Source organism: Paenarthrobacter sp. 10N417 (assembly GCF_056394745.1).
The window spans coordinates 451,607-466,955 of the sequence record NZ_JBFTIL010000001.1 but is presented as its reverse complement, the minus strand read 5'-3'; the positions used below and the strand labels follow the sequence as shown (position 1 = coordinate 466,955).

Below are 15,349 nucleotides of genomic sequence, written 5' to 3'. Positions count from 1 at the left end.
TATGCAAGAAAGGAACGCCATGACGGAGTCCGGACGATTTGAACAGTCTGAGAACCAATCTGCCCGGTTGACCCTGGCGGACCGAATCCGTCAAATTCAGGGTTCGCTTTCCCCGGCAGAGCACAAGCTGTCCCGCGTTTTCCTCGCCAACTACCCGACGGCAGGGCTTGAGTCCACCATTGAATTTGCCAAGAAAGGAAATGTCAGTGCCCCCACGGTGCTCAGGTTCGTCAGCAGATTGGGCTTCAACAAGTACCGGGACTTCCAGGATGCCCTGCGCGAAGAAGTGCAGGCGCGGCGGGCATCGCCGCTGACCCTCCAAGGCAAAATACGAGTTGATTCAGCCGCTCCAGAATTGGCTCAGTCAGTGGCAGAGACGGCGGTCGAGGGCATCGAGAGCACGGTCGCCTCACTTCCGGAGCACGAGTTCGACCGTGCCGTTGCGCTTCTATGCAATACGTCACTGGACATTACTTCGGTCGGTGGCAGGTTCTCTCACCTGCTGGCCACCTACTTGGACTTGCACCTTCGCCTGATGCGACCCAACACCGTGGTGCACGCCCAGCATCCTAATAATGACTCCACGTTCATAGCTGACCTCAGCAAACGCGATGTCTGCGTCTTCTTCGATTTTCGCCGCTACCAGAAAGACACCGTTGACCTGGCAAAGGCAGCCCGTGAGAAGGGGGCAAAGATTGTCCTCATCACGGACCCGTGGCTCTCTCCGGTTTCATTTGTCGCGGACGTCGTTCTGCCGGCGCGGGTGGAGGCGGCGGGTTCCTTCGACAGCATCGTGCCGGCAACGGTGTTGGTGGAAGCCCTCATCGCAGCGGTCCACGTCAAGCTTGGGCCGACGGCCGATGACCGTATGCGCATTTTGGAAGCCGGCCATGGCGCAGTGCTGGCCGACTAAGCTTCATAAAGAGGATCGAGTGTTGGGGCTGTGACTATCGGGGTCCTTACCCCCTGGAGTTCCCAATTCTCCGGCTTGGACAATTCCAGAACTCAGGTCCAGAATTCGTCCGCCTTGGCGGTGTCCTCGAAGAACTCCCGGCCCTCGACAACCTTTCCGTCGCGGAGCACGAACACGATGGCTGACGCCACGTCCAAAGTCTTCCCGTTGTTTTCCGCGTGGCTTTGCTGGATCCCCACTGTGTGGTTTTCCCCGCCGACGATGTCCTGGACGTTCGCCTGGAATGACCCCTGTGAGCGTGCGCCCAGCTCGCCAAAGTAAGCCAGGATTGCTTCGCGTCCTTCTTTCTTGCCTGACAGCACGCCGCTTCCGGCCGCGTACCAGACTGCGTCCTCCGCGAATAGTTCGCCAAGGGTCGCCAAATCCCCAGTGTTGAAGGCCTCGTACCCGCGCCGAACGAGTTCAGCGTTTTCTGCAGCTCCCATATCGAACACCCCGTCATCCTTGTCGGTATTTTTACAACGGCCTAAGCCTGTTGACCCAACCAGTATCCGCTTCGGTATCCGGACGCTCAAGAGCCGGCGCTCGGTCAGGTCATGTCACAGGAGCTTCCCGGCGCCGCGAAATTTGATCAGTCGTTTGGGTGCGCATCTTTAAACAGGCAGTTAGTCTTGGCTCTACAAGACTCTGGGGGAGCAAGAGATGAAACCAATCACCGTCGACGGCGGCAAGGGCACAGTGGAGCTCGACGCCCAAGGAATTCTCTACCTGGTGTGGCAACCGGGGACTGTTCTGGAGGCCGACGACGTACATGCAGCGATGGCAAAGGTCAATGAACTTGCCGCCGGTGCCGAGTACCCGATGCTGATCGACATAGCCAACACTCAAGCAGTGACCCTTCAGGCCAAGTCCGTTTTCAGCGTCAAGTGCGCCGCTTCACGAATTGCCCTGCTTGGCTCAAGCCCACTCAATCGGGTCATTGCAAACTTCGCCATGGCGCGGCGGAAACTCCCGTGTCCCACTCGGTATTTCACCTCCCGCGATGAGGCGATGTCTTGGCTTCTCCAGGCACCCGTTTCCTGACACCACCGTGCCCATATCCAACGAAATCGGACAAGACTGACCGTCTGGGTCTGTTAACAAGCAGCATTTGCGACGAATTGCACGCCTTTGTCTGTTCGTTCCGGTGCGCATATTCAAGCAGGCAGTTAGTCTTAGCTCTACAAGGCTCTGGGGGAGTAAATGAAGCCAACAACCGTTGACGGCGGCAAGGGCACAGTGGAACTCGATGCCGAAGAAGTTTTTCACCTGGTGTGGCATCCGGGGACTGTTCTGGAGGCTGCTGACGTACATGCGGCGATGGCAAAGGTCAATGAACTTGCCGCCGGTGCCGAGTACCCGATGCTGATCGACATAGCGAACACCCAAGCCGTGACCCGCCAAGCCAGATCCGTTTTCAGCGTCAAGTGCGCCGCTTCACGAATTGCGCTGCTCGGCTCAAACCCGGTCAGTCGAGTGATTGCCAACTTCGCCATGGCACGGCGGACACTCCCGTGTCCCACTCGGTTCTTCACCTCTCGCGATGAGGCCATGCTCTGGCTACTCCAAACGACCGTTCCGTAACGCTGGTGCGGATGGCGGTGGCTTTGCAGCCCTCAGGGCCGCTCACTTTGGCCGTTGTATCAGCCTGAACCTCGGCGCCGAGCGCGCGCAGGGCCGGGCTGTTCCCTGCTGCCGTGGAAGAGCAGGGGGGATAGGCAAAGTGTGGAAGCTGGGTAATTGCTCCTACCGACCTTTATTGGCCGACTCTTGGGTATGTTTTCCTTTTCCAGAGGACGGTGTCCCGATGACGGGTAAGGGCGCTGTGTCGAAGAATCGGTACTCCGTGTCCGGAACGCGGATGGTTCCGGCGGCCTCCGCTTTGTCCCGAAGGAAGTCGTGATCATCGCGGGTGAGTACAACCTGCCCGTGCACGTCGTACTCGACGTCCTTGTATGCTTCGTTGCTGATCCTGCTCGATAGGGCTTGGGGCAGAACGAGGCACGCCGGATTCTCCAAGAGCCATGTTCGGGTCTCGGAGTCGAGCCGATTCCATTCGTGTTTAATGCTCATGCCGTGGACGTCCCCTTCTGCCGGGCAATGCTGGGTGGTAGTGAATTCCACTCAGATTACGCCTGCCATTTTGCGGAGGATAGAGCTGTGGGCCACCCGTTTCAGACGTCTCAAGTCCAATTCTCATGCCGAGCCCGCCCTTGAGGAGGCGGCCGCGGCGCAGCAACGAACGCCAGCATACCCACCAGCGCACCTACCAGGGATACGGTCGTGGAGATCGCCAAGGCATCTGCTGAGAACTGTTGAAGCCCAAATGAGAAGGGCAACCAAATGACAACCCACTGGAACACGTCAACAATGCCGCCCCAGCGCCTTCCGCGGCTTAATCCGATAAGGGCCACGACGGAGAGTCCTGCTATTCCAAGGCCGCGAGCCATGCCGATGAAGAATCCGCGTGTTACGTCATTGTCAGGCTCGACAGGGTATTTTGCGATCACCTCCCGGGACCACACGTACATCCAGATGGCGAGAGCGAGCCCGCCAACGATCATGAGAGAAGTAACGACCCTGGCAATATAGAGGATCGCAACGGCAACCGACGCCGACGGTGCATCGCTCCGCTGCTGGATGCGATCCAGGCGGTCATCGATGACCCGGAAGTTGACGGTCACGATACATGGGCGGAGCTCGGGGAAGATGACGATGACTACATTGGATGGATCGCAAACTTAGAGAGCATTCAGGCTGTCTTGCGCCAATCAGACTGATTCGCCTCCTCGCCCGAGAGCTGTCTCTCAAAAAGTTTTCGCATTTTGCGACATGAACTATTCCTATCCTGCACTCCTTTGACTGGAGACCGACCTTGCCGGACGCAATCGGTCAGTCTCCGCAACATATGTTTGGCCGTCGGCTGTGGGGTCTGTCGGTCACTGTTCATTGGAGAGAATCCCTTGAAGTATCTGCTTGGGAAAATTACTGCCTTCGTTACCGTGTTAATGGTCGTTTTTGGCGCACTTTTATTGGGGGTGCTCCACCCGACTGCACCAGCTCACGCTTACGAAGTAGCAACCAACCAGGCGAACGTCACCGGTGGGGCGGCCATTTTGACGATGCCGGGATCCGGTCTCACGGCCACCTATGATCAATCCGGACTGACTGACCTCGTGGGGCAGACAACTATGGGCAGCCGTGGATATGTGGCCTCTGATTTCTCACAAAACATCGGAACCGGGACCCCGGCTGTTGAATTCTCAACCAACGCAGTCAACAATTGCGCGGCAACCGGCCCCTGTAGCGGCTTGGGGACTGTCACCATAGCTTTCAGCCAGCCGGTGCGGAATCCTGTGCTCAACATCGCTGGCCTCGGTGGAAACGTGAACGCGTACGGAAACAAGAAAGGACCTGTCGACAAACAGTCCCAGCTCCATGCCGTGTTGAATCTCGCAACCACGGGGTTGACAATGACAAAGCTTTCCGGCGGAAACCTCAGTGTGACCGGAAATGCCATTACGGCTACCAACGACAACACGGGTACCCAGTGCAACACGACAGTCCAAGGGAGCGATCCCCAGCCTGTCAACGCACAAGCGACTGCAGCCTGTGGGGCTGTACGGATCAACGGAATCGTCACCTCTCTGACCTTCAATATCACCGCGGTCTTCGTGCAGACCACCAGCGCGCTTCCGCCGTACACCATCAACGACGTCCAGGATCCGGCCCACAACCAGGACAACTACGTTATCGCGATGACCGTCCCGCAGGATTTCGGTGATGCCCCGGCCACTTATGACCAAAGCAACGCGGCCTGGGCTGTTCTGTCGGACGTGACGCTTGGGGCGAACGTCACTGAGGACAACGCGACTGTGGCCAACGGCACCACCTCCTCGAACGCGGGTTCGACGGCGGCCCAGGACCTGATGGACGACGGCGTGACGCTCGCACCGATGACGCAGGGCGCCACGAGCTACTCCACAACCGTGGCGATCAGTGCAGCCAGCAAGCCCGGCAGGACCTGTGGGTGGATCGACTTCAACAAGAACGGGAAATTCGACAACCCGGCCGAGCAGGCCTGCGCCTCCTTCCTGGCCGGCGCCACGACCGCGACACTTACCTGGACGGTCCCTGCGGGGGTGACGGCGGGGACGACGTATGCGCGGTTCCGGATCGGTTATGCGGCCGCCCAGATCGAGTCTCCGATCGGTGCGGCCGATTCCGGCGAGGTGGAAGATTACATCTTCACGATCGCTGCCGCTGCTCCGGCGATCACGCTGGTGAAGACGGTGAACAAGACCACCCTGGTGGCCGGTGAAACGGCCACGTACACCTTCGTGGCGAAAAACACGGGCAACATGATACTTACCGGAGTCGTGATCACCGAGACGCAGTTCTCCGGAACCGGCACGATGTCGGCCCTGTCCTATGCCTGGCCTGGCCTTCCCGGGATTCTTTTGCCCGGGCAGTCCGTGACCGCGACTGCAACGTATGTGGTCACGGCGCCGGATGTCACCACGGGGTTGCTGACCAACACGGCGAAGGTCACCGGGAACCCGCCCCTGGGCTCGCCCGTCACCGCGGTCGATGACGCGCAGGTCACCGCACCACCGGCGTGGAAGATCAAAAAGACCGCCACAGTCAACGGCTCTGTTCCGGCGAACGGGTCCGTCACCCCGGGGCAGACCATCGTGTACACGGTCACGGCCACCAGTATCAGCGGCACCATCACCGGGGTCGTGCTGAAGGACAACCTGGCGGATGTCCTGGACGACGCTACATTCGTGTCCGGCTCCGCGACCCTGGTAATCGGCACGGGAACACCCGTAGCGGTAGCCAACCCGGTGCCGCCCTCCACCCTGCTGAACACTGCACCGTTCACCCTGCCCGCCGGGCAGACAGCCACCCTGAAATACAGCGTCGTGGTCAAGACCGGCGCCTGGAACAAACAACTCGTCAACATGGTGACGGGCACGGCCACCACCACCCCACCGCAGACCTGCGCACCAGGCTCGGCAGCGCCGGGCCCTGACTGCACCACCACCCACCGCACCCCGGGCAAGGTCCTGATCGAGAAGATCGGCGAATCCTCCGGCGGCACCTGGGTTCCGATGGCCGGCTCCACCTGGGCCGTGCACGTGGACAACAACGGCGCCCCCGGCGCCCTCCTGGCCAGCCCGGCCGTCACCGCCGTGGCCGGGCAAACCGGCCGGTTCCAACTCGAAGGAATCCAGCCCGGAACGTACTGGCTTGCAGAAACCAAGGCCCCGGCCGGGTTCAGCCTGCTCGCCGAACCGGTGAAGTTCACCCTCGCCACCACCGGTGCCGTGACCCTGGGCCAGGGTTCCCAGGGACAAGGCGCCGGTAGTGGGGTAGTGACCAGCACGGACGCCGACGGGGACGGGATTTTCCTGCTCACGGTCCGGGACGTGCCGGCCCTGAAGCTGCCCGAGTCCGGCGGCATCGGCTGGTGGCCCTTCACCACCGGCGGATCAGCCCTGCTGCTGGCCGCCCTCTCACTGACCCTGGCCGCCAACCGCCGCCGGAACGAGTCCGTCACTACCTGACACCCGTCCACTACTACCCGGCACGGGCCGGTCAGTACTAAAGAAGAGTTCCCCCAGGCCCCGCGTGTGTTGCGGGGCGGGGCGGTGCATGTCCATTACCGAGTACCACCAGCATGAAAAACCATCACGATGAAAGAGGAAAACACAGTGAGTAATCACCATACCGGGCGGCTTTGGAAGACCGCCGCCGCTACGATCGCCGGGGCGGTGTTGGCGATGTCCTTCTCCGTGGCCCCGGCCTCGGCTGCGCCCCTGGTTGATGGGGACAAGACCGGTTCCATCACGGTCCACAAGTTCGAACGTCCCTCCACCCCGACGGGCCTGCCGAACAACGGCACGTCCGTGGACACCACCGGTCTGACACCGTTGGCCGGTATCGAGTTCACGATCCAACAGGTCAACACCATCGACCTGTCCACCAACGCCGGGTGGGACGCCGCGCATAACCTCTCGGGCGTGTTCGCCCCGGCGAACGCTGCGGGCTCGATCACCGGTGCCGGGTACACCCTGGGCGCTGCCCAGGCGAAGACCACCGATGCTGCCGGGACCGCCGGTTTCACCGCGTTGCCGGTGGGCCTGTACCTGGTGACGGAAACGAACTACCCGGCCGGTGTGACGCCGTCGGCTCCGTTCCTGGTGTCCGTGCCGTTGACGGATCCGGATAACAAGGACAACTGGATCTACGACGTCCACGTCTATCCGAAGAACTCCGTTGCCGGGGCCGAGAAGACCGTCACGGATGCCCCTGACGTGAAGCTCGGGGACCAGATCGACTTCACCATCACCGGTGACATCCCGAACGAAGCCGTCATCGATGGCTACAAGATCGTGGACGTCCTGGACCCGAAGCTGACCTACGTCGGCGCGTCCGCGACCCTCGTTGACGGCACGCCCATCACGGCCGGCACGGACTACACCGTGAGCTTCGACGCCGCGACCAACACCGTCTCAGTTGTTTTCACTACCGCCGGCCGGGCGAAACTGGCTGCACATACCGACACCCGTGTGCAGGTCATGGTCAACACCAAGGTCAACACCATCGGTGAGATCGAAAACGAAGCCCTCGTGTACCCGAACGCTGCCAGCTTCACCACCACCCCGGGCGAGCCCGGCGGCCCGATCGTCACGCCCCCGGTCGTGACCAAGTGGGGCGAAATGACGCTGCAGAAGGTCAACGAGAACGGTGCAGCCCTTGCCGGTGCTTCCTTCTCCGTCTACACCAACGAAGCCGACGCCAAAGCCGGGACCAACCCGGTGGACCTCAACGGCCAGACGGTCTTCACCGTCGCTGCTGACGGCACCCTGACGATCTCGGGCCTGCGGTACTCGGACTGGGCCAACGGCGCAGCCGTGGCACCCGGAACCCCGGACTACCGCACGTACTACCTGGTAGAGACCACCGCCCCGGCAGGCTATGAACTGCTCGCCGAGCCGGTGTCCTTCCTGATCAACTCCACCAGCACCACGGTCGGTATCGACCTGAGCGTGAAGAACATCCCCTCCAACAGCGGCTTCCAGCTGCCGCTGACCGGTGGCGTGGGAACCGGCATTCTCTACGCAGCCGGTGCCCTCCTCGTCGTCGGCGCGGCCCTGATGTTCGTCCGCAACCGCCGCACCAGCAACAACTAACACCAGCACCACCGCAACCGGTAGCACCACTAACTGGTAGCAACACTGCAGGGGCCGCTACCCGCGACCCCCGCAGTGACCCCAAGTGGGGAAGAACGCCAACCACGCGCTCTTCCCCACTTGCATTCGCCGCCGGAATCGCGCGGTGCCAAGCCGGTGATGACCAATTGCATCGCCGGGAATGCAAGGTTTCTACGGAAATGGAATCCGGCAGCCGCACGTCGATGAAGACGGCTCCTGTGTGTTCACGAATGATCACCCATTCCTCCATTGGGTCACGGCCCGTGAATAGTGGACATGGCCGAGGAAATTGCATCAGAATTGAACGCACCGCTTGATACAACCGAAAGGTTGTCGGTGGGTCCATTGCGTGTACAGCTCTTATTGGAATACGTTCATAGGGAAATGAATCTGCTTGGATTCTTACCAGCTGAAGGGCGCGTTCTTGGTATGATGGCGGCAAATCTTCAAGGTCGCTTGCCGCCGCATAGCGTCATAAGTGGCACGTGGCTCAACTAGTGGAGATGGTCAGTAAAAGGGGGAAATCAAATGAGCACGTCGCCTGTCGTACGTCATTCGTCGTCCGCACTAACCCGTTGGGTCGCTTTAGCACTTGCCCTGATGGAAGTTTTTGTTGTCATTGTCGTGGGTGCTTTTTCATCGCCCGGCGGACTTCAGTTGATTTCCGCCCTGGCCTTCATCCCTGTGGCTATTTTGCTTGGACTGGTCGTGCAAGGAAACTTCCCTTCGTCAAAGCGGCCGTGGGCCTACAGCCTGACTCCGATCGCTGGTGCGCTGGTCGTGGTGACCGTTCTTTTGGGTACGGTCCTTTTTGCCGGAGCTATGGCTTGGTGGATAGCAGGCGCAGTTCTGTGTGCGCTTCCGTTTCTTGCCTTCTTCCGGTTCGTCGCCGTCGAGGGGGAGTAAGTACCTTTTCCGGGTGTGTGCGTTCAGCACTGAGTGCAAGCCTGATTCGGACACCTGCCGGGGCCTATCGCGAAGTTCATAACTGCGCGACCGCTGATCGATCAATCGCTTGACATTCCTGGGACTCAGCTTCAGGCGGGGTTTTCGTTGTCAGGACTCCGGGGAGCATTCGGCGTCACAAAAATGCCCGCCAGTGCACAGCATCAACATGAGTGGATCAACAGAAGCTGAAGACTCCAAGGCACTCCTGAAGGACTTGGCCACAACGTCGCCCATCCTCGCGGCAAAGCTCGCCCGCCTGCCGCTTGAACAAGCGGCCATGATTTTTGGTGAATGGTCCACCGAAGGCGGTATATGCACAGGCACGTCTGGCGGCTGAGGGGAATTCTGTCGGTGCTCTGTGTCAGAGTCTTTATATGACTGCTCCACTTCTTGCCCACGCTACCGACTACGGACGTATGTACGCCCGCTCCACAACAGAGCAATTCTCTGTGCCCTCCATCACCACGGTGATAGGGCAGCAGGCGCACTCCCTGGACGGTTGGTTCAGTTATATGGGAGCAAGCAGCTTGGCCGCAGATCCCGAACTTCCCGCCGTGCTTGGCAGCCCGGCAAGGATCCGGCAGGCGGTCAATAAGGCCTCCAAAGCTGCTGAGGCCTACAGGGACCAAGCTGCGGCAAGGGGCGATCGCGTCCACAACTACTGTGAGCAGGTAGCCCTTCGCGCCCTGGGTCGTCCGCACCGGATGCAGGAATGCCGCGATGAGCTTGCCTCCCACGGTGAACAGGCCTTTGCAGCGCGCTTCGACGAATGGTGGGAACTGTACAGAGTGGAGCCGCTTGCTCCGGAAATCACTGTCTGGAACAAGACCGTTGGCTATGCCGGCACCCTGGACCTCGTTGCGCGGATTAACGGGCGCATCTGCCTGATCGATTACAAGACCAAGGGCACCACCCGCGATGGCACTGTTAAGGCCCTCGACGACAAAGTCGTGATGCAACTTGTGGCGGGGATGAAAGCGGAAGAGAGCCTCGTGGACCCCGTAGCGGGGGAGTGGGAGGCATGGAAGTTTGGCGAGAACCCCATGTTGTTGGCGGTCGCCATCGGAGAAACCGAAGTGAGGCCCCAGCGAGCCAACCCGGATGTCCTGAAGCACCATTGGTGGAAGTTCTGCGCCCTGAGGCGCGTCTGGGAGATGTCAGCTGATGTTACTGCGGCCGGTCAGGCGCTCATGCCCGTCCCACCGCCGTCGTTCGTTTCACCGTCGTTTGAGTCGGCGTCGCTGGTGCCTGCCGGCGCAGCGACTGCCACTGCTGGCGCTGGAGACAACGGCAGCAGCCTGCACTCAACTAAACTGGCTTAGGCTCCGCAACAGCCGGACCAGAGTGTGACGATCGTGAGGACTGACAGCAGATGGCAATTTTGAGTATCCGAATCATTGGGGATCCGGTGTTGCGCACCGTAGCCGATCCCGTCACTGAATTTGGTCCGGAGCTCGCCAAGCTGGTAGCCGACATGATGGAAACCATGGAGGACGTGGAAGGCGCAGGCCTTGCAGCTCCCCAGGTGGGCGTCAGCAAGCGGGTCTTCACCTACCGCATTGGCGGTGTAGAGGGGCACATCATCAACCCGATCCTTGACAACAGCGAAGATTTCCAGCCTGACGAAGTTGAGGGCTGCCTCTCCATACCCGGCCTTGGTTTCCCCGTGCGCCGACACCGGGCAACGCGCGCCACGGGTGTGGATCTCAATGGCAATCCGGTAGAGGTTGAGGCCGAAGGTATGCTGGCACGTTGCTTCCAGCACGAGACCGATCACCTCGACGGCGTCCTTTTCACGGACAGGCTTGAGGGCGAAGACCGGAAAGCCGCGCTGCGTGCCATCCGAAACGCGAACTACCACGCTGTGACTGAGCAGACCACATCAAAGCGGGCAAGCTCTGTTGGTTCCAGCTTTGGTGCCGGCAGTTTCGGGGCTCCCGAGTGAGGGTTCTCTTTGCAGGAACCCCGGCCGTTGCCGTTCCGTCCTTGGACGCCCTGGTCAAAGCCGGCTTTGACGTCGTGGCAGTCCTGACGCGCCCGGATGCGCCGTTAGGACGCAAACGGGTCCTGACGCCGTCGCCGGTTGCCGCCCGAGCGGAGGAACTCGGCATCGAGATCATTCGCGCTGCCAAGGTGGATGCTGACACTACGGCTCGAATTGCTGAAATTGCTCCGGATGTAGCCGCCATCGTGGCTTATGGGGGAATCGTTCCCCGCGCTGCCCTGGGCGGTCCCCGGCATGGCTGGGTCAATCTCCACTTCTCGCTTCTTCCCGCGTGGCGTGGTGCGGCTCCCGTGCAGCGCTCCATCATCGCGGGTGACGACGTCACGGGGGCGGCTACCTTCCAACTGGAAGAAGGGCTGGACACCGGCCCTGTGTTTGGCACGCTAACCGAAACCGTGCGGCCGGATGACACTGCTGGCGATCTTCTCGAGCGTCTTTCCCTGAGTGGCGCCGTCCTCCTCAGCCAGACGCTGTCCGCTATCGACGCCGGTCAGGCTGCACCGCAGCCGCAGACAGGCGAGGTATCCCTGGCCCCCAAGCTGTCTCTCGAGGACGGACGGTTGGACTGGCAGCAGCCGGCCCTTGCCCTGAATCGAAGGGCGCGTGGCGTTACGCCCGAGCCCGGCGCGTGGACAACGTTGGAGGGGCAAAGGATCAAGCTTGAACCCGTCGCACTCCGACCCGATGTCAAGGACATTGCTCCTGGAGCCATCCGCGTTGATGGAAAGTCCGTGCTGGTAGGGACTGGTTCCCACGCCGTGGAACTGGGGCGGATTCAACCCGCCGGCAAAAAAATGATGTCGTCGGCCGACTGGGCCCGCGGCTTGGCTGCACCTGAGAAAGTGGTATTCGAATGAGTGAGTCCGGCCGGCGAGGCCCCAACAACAGCGGGAGCCGGGACGGTGGCGGACACGCTGATCGTGGAGGCCGCAGCGACAGCAAGCGCAATGCCCAGGGCAGGGAACGAAACAGGGGACCCCAGAGGGGCTTCTCCAATAACGCCCCATCCCAGCGCACGCGCCGCGCTGATCCTGCGCGCCTCGTAGCTTACGAAGTCCTCCGTGCCGTCGCATCGGAAGACGCGTACGCGAATCTTGTCCTTCCCGCCAGAATCCGTGAGCACCGTCTGGACCGCCGCGACGCTGGTTTTGCCACCGAGTTGAGCTACGGTGCCTTGCGAGGGCAGGGCACGTACGATGCCATCCTGGCCCGCTGCGTTGACCGCCCCCTCGAGCAACTTGACCCCGCGATCCTGGATGCCTTGCGCATCGGCGCGCATCAGCTGCTCTCCATGCGTGTTCCGGCCCATGCTGCGCTGGACCAAACCGTGGGCCTGGCCCGCGCGGTCATCGGCGCCGGGCCGTCTGCGCTCATCAACGCTGTTCTCCGTAAAGTCACGGCGCACACCATGACCGAGTGGCTGGACATCCTGCTGGAGCAGGAGACTGACGAGACCAAGATTGCTGCATTGCGGCACGCGCACCCGGAATGGATCGTCCGCGCATTGCGCCAGTCGTTGGTGAACCATGGGAGATCCAAAACCGAGATTGACGCCCTGCTGGAGGCAGACAACGCAGCGCCTGTGGTTAATCTGGTTGCCCTGCCTGGGTTGGGTAACCTGGAGGAAGCTTTCGAGAACGGGGCTACAGCCGGAGAGCTGGTAGAGGACTCCGCGCTGTCGGCCGGAGGCGACCTTGGCCGGCTCGAGTCCGTCCGAAAGGGCACTACCCGTGTTCAGGATGTTGGCTCCCAACTCGTGGCCCGCGCCGTTGCAAGCGTCGATCTCGGCGCCCCTGCCCGGGAAGGAGAGCGCTGGCTGGACTTGTGCGCAGGTCCGGGAGGCAAAGCTGCCTTGCTTGCCGCTTTGGCTCACCGCGAAGGCGCCACCTTGCTGGCCAATGAGCCCGCCCCGCATCGCGCCAAGCTGGTCCAGCAGGCGCTGTCTGCGGTGCCTGCGGAATCCTGGACGGTGCGGACCGGTGACGGGCGGGAGGTTGGCGGCGAACAGCCCGACTCCTTTGACCGGGTGTTGGTGGACGTTCCCTGCAGTGGTCTCGGTGCCCTGCGCAGGCGTCCCGAATCGCGCTGGCGCCGTGCACCCAAGGACATCGCGGACCTCGGCCCCCTGCAGCGTGAACTGCTGACGTCGGCCATCGACGCCGTCAAGCCCGGTGGCGTGGTGGCGTACGTGACGTGTTCACCCCACCCGGCGGAAACAACAGCCGTTGTGGGTGACGTCATGGGAAAGCGTGATGACCTTGAGATGCTCGACGCCGGTCAGGCGCTGGACGCTGTCAGCCTCACCGGAGGGCTCGGGGCCGGGCACGAGCTTACGGCGCAGCTTTGGCCGCACGTTCACCACACGGATGCCATGTTCATGGCCCTCATCCGCAAAAAGTCCTAGCTCCGAAAAAAAGTCCTGGCTCCGTAAAAAGTCCTAGGCCGCCACCCTCGCTTGAACTCAATCGATAAAACAACTGACCCAAAGGGGCTGCCTTGTCTCAGTGCTGTATCAACCCGAGCATCCTGTCCGCAGACTTCGTCAACCTTGAGGCGGAGCTGCAGCGGATCAGCAATGCCGATGCCGTCCACGTGGACGTCATGGACAACCACTTCGTTCCCAACCTGACACTTGGCTTGCCGGTGGTACAGCGGATCCAAGCTGTCAGCCCGGTTCCCCTGGATGCGCATCTGATGATTTCGGATGCTGATCGGTGGGCACCTGCCTACGCGGATGCCGGTGTTGCCTCGGTGACGTTTCACGCCGAGGCTGCCATGGCGCCTATCAAGCTTGCCCGTGAGCTCCGGGCCCGAGGTTCAAAAGCGGGTATGGCATTGCGGCCTGCCACTCCCGTTGAGCCGTATCTTGACATGCTCAGTGAACTGGACATGCTCCTGATCATGACGGTTGAACCGGGCTTTGGTGGCCAGTCCTTCCTGGATATCACCTTGCCCAAGATCCGCCGCGCCCGCGTAGCAATTGAAGGATCCGGAATCGGCGTGGCCATCCAGGTGGATGGCGGGATCACTGAGGAAACCATCCTCCGCGCCGCTGAGGCAGGCGCGAATGTGTTCGTGGCAGGCTCAGCCGTGTACGGGGACGAAGACCCCGCGGCGGCAATTGATCGGCTCCGCGCCGCCGGATCCAAGGCCGCAATGGCGGGTGGCTCGGCGAAACCGTGACGACCGTCATCAGATGTTACGAAGATTGCAGGGAATAGCTCAGGTATCTTCGCAGTTGTGGCAGAATAGCAACACACATACGTGCTCCGGGGTCGGTGTAAGTCCGAACCGGCGGTTATAGTCCGCGACCCGCGCGCCTTGGAATCCAAGAAATTGGAAGCTGCTGGCAAACGGTTGAACCGGTGGAATTCCGGTACCGACAGTTAAAGTCTGGATGGGAGAAGCACGTACAGTCATGCTGTGTGCGTCCTTAGGGACGCCGCGCAGTGTGCTGTCGTACACCCCCGGAGCCATCGCGGCTTACTGGGAAGGAACGGCATGGACTTTCTGCGATGGCTCTTCGAAGCACAGATTCCCGTTGGAGGATCTGCGCTTGTTTTACGCGAAGTGCTTGGCAACATCTTTGGGCTCGCCAGCGCCCTCGGCGGAATGCGCCGCAAAGTCTGGGCGTGGCCTGTAGGCATCGTGGGGAATATCCTCCTGCTGACGGTCTTCCTCGGCAACGTTTTCGGCGCAGCCGCCCCCGCAACCCTATGGGGACAGGCCGCACGGCAGATCATGTTCATAGCCGTCGCCGTCTACGGTTGGTACCGGTGGCAACAAGGGCGGCAGGCCAGCACCCAGGGACGCGCAATCCTTCCGGGCTGGGCCAGCAACAAGGTCCGCATAGGCCTCATCGGGGCAATGGTGGCAGGAACGGCCGCCCTGACTCCGCTTTTCGACGCGCTGGGCTCCTACCCGCCCGTGTGGGCCGATGCCTGGACATTCACAGGTTCCCTGCTGGCCACATACGGTATGGCCCGGGGATGGACGGAGTTCTGGCTCATCTGGGTAGCCGTGGACATCGTTGGCGTCCCACTCCTCTTCAGCGCCGGATACTACGCCAGCGCCGTCATGTACCTCTTCTATGGCTTCTTTACGTTGACCGGATTCTTCGTGTGGTGGCGGGCAGAGAAGCGCGAACGTGCCTCGGCCGGCCCCGCTCCTGTTGTTGCGGGGGTCGCTCCGTGACTCTGAACCCCAAATTCTTCAGTACCGCCG

General features: G+C 61.4%; 16 protein-coding genes and 1 riboswitch. Of the genes, 13 read left to right on the top strand and 3 right to left on the bottom strand.

Going from position 1 to position 15,349, the window contains the following annotated elements; genetic code table 11:
- Nucleotides 1-19: 19 nt before the first annotated feature.
- Nucleotides 20-913, top strand: a complete 894-nt coding sequence (locus AC1DCM_RS01930; protein ID WP_477517095.1) for a MurR/RpiR family transcriptional regulator — start codon at nt 20-22, stop codon at nt 911-913.
- Nucleotides 914-1,005: 92 nt separating this feature from the next.
- Here AC1DCM_RS01930 and AC1DCM_RS01925 read toward each other — a convergent pair whose 3' ends face one another.
- A complete protein-coding gene (locus AC1DCM_RS01925; protein WP_477517165.1) occupies nt 1,006-1,398 on the bottom strand; it encodes a nuclear transport factor 2 family protein in 393 nt (130 codons plus the stop codon).
- A gap of 217 nt (nt 1,399-1,615) precedes the next feature.
- Between AC1DCM_RS01925 and AC1DCM_RS01920 the strand changes: the two genes are divergently transcribed.
- Entirely contained in the window at nt 1,616-1,996 is a 381-nt protein-coding gene (locus AC1DCM_RS01920; protein ID WP_477517094.1) for a DUF7793 family protein, read from the top strand.
- A gap of 159 nt (nt 1,997-2,155) precedes the next feature.
- Nucleotides 2,156-2,536, top strand: coding sequence for a DUF7793 family protein (locus AC1DCM_RS01915; RefSeq protein WP_477517093.1), 381 nt, complete (start codon nt 2,156-2,158; stop codon nt 2,534-2,536).
- A 162-nt stretch (nt 2,537-2,698) separates the two neighbouring features.
- Here the strand turns inward: AC1DCM_RS01915 and AC1DCM_RS01910 are convergent, their stop codons facing one another.
- Both AC1DCM_RS01910 and AC1DCM_RS01905 read right to left on the bottom strand, forming a co-directional pair.
- Entirely contained in the window at nt 2,699-3,025 is a 327-nt protein-coding gene (locus AC1DCM_RS01910) for a hypothetical protein (RefSeq protein ID WP_442006055.1), read from the bottom strand.
- Nucleotides 3,026-3,135: 110 nt separating this feature from the next.
- Nucleotides 3,136-3,636 (bottom strand): hypothetical protein, encoded by a 501-nt coding sequence (locus AC1DCM_RS01905; protein WP_477517092.1) that lies wholly within the window; start codon nt 3,634-3,636, stop codon nt 3,136-3,138.
- A 789-nt stretch (nt 3,637-4,425) separates the two neighbouring features.
- Between AC1DCM_RS01905 and AC1DCM_RS01900 the strand changes: the two genes are divergently transcribed.
- From AC1DCM_RS01900 to pnuC, 10 genes are all read left to right on the top strand, one after another.
- Nucleotides 4,426-6,522 (top strand): DUF7507 domain-containing protein, encoded by a 2,097-nt coding sequence (locus tag AC1DCM_RS01900; RefSeq protein ID WP_477517091.1) that lies wholly within the window; start codon nt 4,426-4,428, stop codon nt 6,520-6,522.
- 147 nt (nt 6,523-6,669) lie between these two features.
- Nucleotides 6,670-8,151, top strand: coding sequence for a SpaH/EbpB family LPXTG-anchored major pilin (locus tag AC1DCM_RS01895; protein ID WP_477517090.1), 1,482 nt, complete (start codon nt 6,670-6,672; stop codon nt 8,149-8,151).
- A 549-nt stretch (nt 8,152-8,700) separates the two neighbouring features.
- A complete protein-coding gene (locus AC1DCM_RS01890; protein WP_477517089.1) occupies nt 8,701-9,078 on the top strand; it encodes a hypothetical protein in 378 nt (125 codons plus the stop codon).
- A 208-nt stretch (nt 9,079-9,286) separates the two neighbouring features.
- Complete coding sequence (locus AC1DCM_RS01885) at nt 9,287-9,457, top strand: hypothetical protein (protein WP_477517088.1); 171 nt, start codon at nt 9,287-9,289, stop codon at nt 9,455-9,457.
- Nucleotides 9,458-9,494: 37 nt separating this feature from the next.
- Entirely contained in the window at nt 9,495-10,442 is a 948-nt protein-coding gene (locus AC1DCM_RS01880; RefSeq protein ID WP_477517087.1) for a cytochrome, read from the top strand.
- Nucleotides 10,443-10,492: 50 nt separating this feature from the next.
- The gene (def, locus tag AC1DCM_RS01875; RefSeq protein WP_477517086.1) at nt 10,493-11,065 is read left to right on the top strand and encodes a peptide deformylase; all 573 of its coding nucleotides are present in this window, start codon (nt 10,493-10,495) and stop codon (nt 11,063-11,065) included.
- Nucleotides 11,062-11,982 (top strand): methionyl-tRNA formyltransferase, encoded by a 921-nt coding sequence (gene fmt, locus AC1DCM_RS01870; RefSeq protein WP_477517085.1) that lies wholly within the window; start codon nt 11,062-11,064, stop codon nt 11,980-11,982. Before def ends, fmt begins: the two co-directional genes overlap by 4 nt.
- Nucleotides 11,979-13,529 carry an RsmB/NOP family class I SAM-dependent RNA methyltransferase gene (locus AC1DCM_RS01865; protein WP_477517084.1) on the top strand — a complete coding sequence of 517 codons (1,551 nt, stop codon included), beginning with the start codon at nt 11,979-11,981 and terminating at the stop codon, nt 13,527-13,529. Before fmt ends, AC1DCM_RS01865 begins: the two co-directional genes overlap by 4 nt.
- A 92-nt stretch (nt 13,530-13,621) precedes the next feature.
- Nucleotides 13,622-14,308: a ribulose-phosphate 3-epimerase gene (gene rpe, locus AC1DCM_RS01860; protein WP_477517083.1), complete on the top strand. Its 687-nt coding sequence runs from the start codon at nt 13,622-13,624 to the stop codon at nt 14,306-14,308.
- Between the two features lie 77 nt (nt 14,309-14,385).
- A riboswitch (FMN riboswitch) is annotated at nt 14,386-14,539 on the top strand.
- An 87-nt stretch (nt 14,540-14,626) separates the two neighbouring features.
- Nucleotides 14,627-15,319 (top strand): nicotinamide riboside transporter PnuC, encoded by a 693-nt coding sequence (gene pnuC, locus AC1DCM_RS01855; protein ID WP_477517082.1) that lies wholly within the window; start codon nt 14,627-14,629, stop codon nt 15,317-15,319.
- Nucleotides 15,320-15,349: the final 30 nt, after the last annotated feature.

Coding starts and splice junctions, on each gene's coding strand:
- AC1DCM_RS01920 (WP_477517094.1), top strand. CDS start 1,616: ATGAAACCAATCACCGTCGACGGCGGCAAGGGCACAGTGGAGCTCGAC.
- AC1DCM_RS01925 (WP_477517165.1), bottom strand. CDS start 1,398: ATGGGAGCTGCAGAAAACGCTGAACTCGTTCGGCGCGGGTACGAGGCC.
- AC1DCM_RS01890 (WP_477517089.1), top strand. CDS start 8,701: ATGAGCACGTCGCCTGTCGTACGTCATTCGTCGTCCGCACTAACCCGT.
- AC1DCM_RS01885 (WP_477517088.1), top strand. CDS start 9,287: ATGAGTGGATCAACAGAAGCTGAAGACTCCAAGGCACTCCTGAAGGAC.
- def (WP_477517086.1), top strand. CDS start 10,493: ATGGCAATTTTGAGTATCCGAATCATTGGGGATCCGGTGTTGCGCACC.
- AC1DCM_RS01900 (WP_477517091.1), top strand. CDS start 4,426: ATGACAAAGCTTTCCGGCGGAAACCTCAGTGTGACCGGAAATGCCATT.
- AC1DCM_RS01865 (WP_477517084.1), top strand. CDS start 11,979: ATGAGTGAGTCCGGCCGGCGAGGCCCCAACAACAGCGGGAGCCGGGAC.
- AC1DCM_RS01880 (WP_477517087.1), top strand. CDS start 9,495: ATGACTGCTCCACTTCTTGCCCACGCTACCGACTACGGACGTATGTAC.
- AC1DCM_RS01915 (WP_477517093.1), top strand. CDS start 2,156: ATGAAGCCAACAACCGTTGACGGCGGCAAGGGCACAGTGGAACTCGAT.
- AC1DCM_RS01930 (WP_477517095.1), top strand. CDS start 20: ATGACGGAGTCCGGACGATTTGAACAGTCTGAGAACCAATCTGCCCGG.
- AC1DCM_RS01910 (WP_442006055.1), bottom strand. CDS start 3,025: ATGAGCATTAAACACGAATGGAATCGGCTCGACTCCGAGACCCGAACA.
- pnuC (WP_477517082.1), top strand. CDS start 14,627: ATGGACTTTCTGCGATGGCTCTTCGAAGCACAGATTCCCGTTGGAGGA.